The organism is Pseudomonas sp. PS01299, from assembly GCF_029960145.1.
Taxonomy (GTDB): Bacteria; Pseudomonadota; Gammaproteobacteria; order Pseudomonadales; family Pseudomonadaceae; genus Aquipseudomonas; species Aquipseudomonas putida_A.
This window is the reverse complement of the sequence record NZ_JASCPO010000430.1, coordinates 1-2,452: the sequence shown is the minus strand read 5'-3', so window position 1 is coordinate 2,452 and position 2,452 is coordinate 1. Positions and strand designations below refer to the sequence as shown.

The 2,452-nt window shown below is 61.8% G+C and carries 3 protein-coding genes; 2 read left to right on the top strand and 1 reads right to left on the bottom strand.

Features of this window, described 5'->3' with window-relative positions; translation table 11 throughout:
- Nucleotides 1-140 precede the first annotated feature (140 nt).
- On the bottom strand, nt 141-800 hold the full coding sequence (locus QMX91_RS30685; RefSeq protein ID WP_135295472.1) for an isoprenylcysteine carboxylmethyltransferase family protein: 660 nt from the start codon (nt 798-800) through the stop codon (nt 141-143).
- Nucleotides 801-1,112: 312 nt separating this feature from the next.
- Between QMX91_RS30685 and QMX91_RS30680 the strand changes: the two genes are divergently transcribed.
- Together QMX91_RS30680 and QMX91_RS30675 are read left to right on the top strand one after the other, a co-directional pair.
- Nucleotides 1,113-1,910, top strand: coding sequence for an SDR family oxidoreductase (locus QMX91_RS30680; RefSeq protein ID WP_027613242.1), 798 nt, complete (start codon nt 1,113-1,115; stop codon nt 1,908-1,910).
- A 30-nt stretch (nt 1,911-1,940) separates the two neighbouring features.
- On the top strand, nt 1,941-2,351 hold the full coding sequence (locus tag QMX91_RS30675; RefSeq protein WP_098968198.1) for an SRPBCC family protein: 411 nt from the start codon (nt 1,941-1,943) through the stop codon (nt 2,349-2,351).
- Nucleotides 2,352-2,452 lie beyond the last annotated feature (101 nt).

Sequence of the window (2,452 nt, the reverse complement as noted above, 5' to 3'; positions counted from 1 at the left end):
CGGTCTTTCAGTTGCATGCGATGTCGACTGATTCAGCGCATTCGCGAGCAAGCCCGCTCCCACATTCGATCAATGTCGGGCCGTAAATGTTGCCCGCTATCCAACACTGCAGGAGCCGGTTCAGTCTGCTGGTGATGGCGTCAGTAAACCCCCGGCAACAATCGCCAGCTGCGCGCGCGATAAGCCTCGTACTCTGCACCAAACTGCCCGCGCAGCAGCGCCTCTTCCGAGTGAATACGTGCGATCAGTGGAATCAGCGTCAGCGCCGCCAGAATCAACCCGACACAGGAACGAAACGCCAGCGCCCAGCCCACGGCGTTGACCACCAACCCCAGATAGCTCGGATTGCGCAGGCGTGTGTAAATGCCGTCGGTGACCAGCCGATGCCCCGGCTGAATCGCCACCAGGCCGCTGAACCGACGGCCCAGCACAAACACCGGCCACAGCCGCAGCGTGCCACCGACGATAAACAACAGCGCGCCGAGCCAGCGCACGCCTTCAGCGCCGAAGGTCCAGAAGTCGATGCGATCGCAGTACGCCGGGAGAAATCCGCTGACCAGACCGATCACGCCGAACGCCGGAATCACCCAGCGATTGGCGCGGTCCTCGCGCTCGCCCGAGCTCATGTTTACATCGGTGAACAGCGACGCCACCACCATCAGCACCGTGGCCAGCGCCACCAGCACCAGCGCCCCATGCGAAAAGAACACCGCCGGCCCACCAATGCCCCACACCGCAAGGCCCAGGTAGGCGAGGGTGGCGAGCACCGCAACCACGGTTATTTGCGCAGACATTTTCATGGTCATCTCTTGAAAAGCGGCTGATCCTTTCAGTGTAGGACGCCGCTGAACCCGCGAAGGTGTCGGGTCAGTCACCATTGAAGCCGGATGTCCCGGCCCCTTCGTGAGCAAGCCCACTCCCACCCTTGATCATGGCCAGCCCGAGAGCCTCCATCGACCGACAATCCCAAGTGGGAGCGGGCTTGCTCGCGAAGGCGTCGGGTCGGTCGTGACCGGTCTTTGGTCGGCAACGCCTTCATCCGGCCAACATCGCGTCTACGCTGATCCATTCCTTCTATTTGTCCGTGTATTGCCCATCAAAGAGGTGAACCCATGAAAATCGACTTGAGTGGAAAACTGGCCATCGTCAGCGGCAGCACGGGTGGCATTGGTCTGGGCATCAGTCAGTCACTGGCCGAGGCCGGAGCCACGGTTGTGGTGATCGGGCGTGAAACGGCCAAGGTCGAGCAAGCGCTGGCGAGCATTCGCCAGCAGGTGCCGGGTGCGCAACTGCGCGGTCTGACGGCCGATCTGGGCACTGCCGAAGGTGCGGAAAAACTGTTCGCCGCTGAACCGCGCGCAGACATTCTGGTGAACAACCTCGGCATTTTCGACGCCGTGGATTTCTTTGACACCCCGGACAGCGAGTGGACACGTTTCTACGAGGTCAACGTGATTTCCGGCGTGCGCCTGTCGCGGCATTACGTGCCGGCGATGGTCGAGCAGGGCTGGGGACGGGTGATTTTCCTGTCCTCGGAATCCGGCGTGGCGACCCCGGCCGACATGCTTAATTACGGCGTGACCAAAAGCGCCAACCTTGCGGTGTCCCATGGCCTGGCCAAGCGTCTGGCGGGCACCGGTGTGACGGTCAATGCGATCCTGCCGGGGCCGACGTTTACCGGTGGCGTGGAACACATGCTCAAGGATGCTGCCGCCGAGTCTGGCCGTAATCTGCGTGAAGAGGCTGATGCGTTTGTGCGCAGAGCGCGGCCGACGTCGATCATCCAGCGGGTGGCCGATGTTGCCGAGGTGGCGCATCTGGTCACGTACATCGCTTCGCCGTTTTCCTCCGCCACCACTGGCGCGGCCTTGCGCGTGGATGGCGGTGTAGTCGACAGTATGGCGATCTGAACCGCGAAGACTCTGGAGAAGCGTTTATTTATGGCAACTGCATCAGCAACGATCGACATCCCGGCTTCGGCCGATCAGGTCTGGCAATTGATCGGCGGCTTCAACACGCTGCCGGACTGGCTGCCGTTGATTCCCAAGAGTGAGCTGAGCGAAGGCGGACGCGTGCGCACCCTGCAAACCGCCGACGGCGCGGTGGTGATCGAGCGTCTGCAAGCGTTCGACAACGCTGCCAGGACCTACAGCTACTCGATCGAACAGGCACCGTTCCCGGCGACTGACTATCTGGCGACGATCAAGGTTGAAGCTCAGGGGCAGGGCGCCCGGGTAACGTGGTCGGGACGCTTCAACGCCAAGGGCGTGAGCGATGAGGAAGTGGTGGCGCTGTTCACCGGCATCTATCAGGGTGGCCTTGAGGCGCTGCGGGCGAACTATCCGGCCTGATTGAACGCCACAAAAACCCTTGTAGGAGTGAGCCTGCTCGCGATAGCGGTCGATCATTCAACAATTATGTTGGCTGACCCACCGATATCGCGAGCAGGCTC

Coding starts and splice junctions, on each gene's coding strand:
- QMX91_RS30685 (WP_135295472.1), bottom strand. CDS start 800: ATGAAAATGTCTGCGCAAATAACCGTGGTTGCGGTGCTCGCCACCCTC.
- QMX91_RS30680 (WP_027613242.1), top strand. CDS start 1,113: ATGAAAATCGACTTGAGTGGAAAACTGGCCATCGTCAGCGGCAGCACG.
- QMX91_RS30675 (WP_098968198.1), top strand. CDS start 1,941: ATGGCAACTGCATCAGCAACGATCGACATCCCGGCTTCGGCCGATCAG.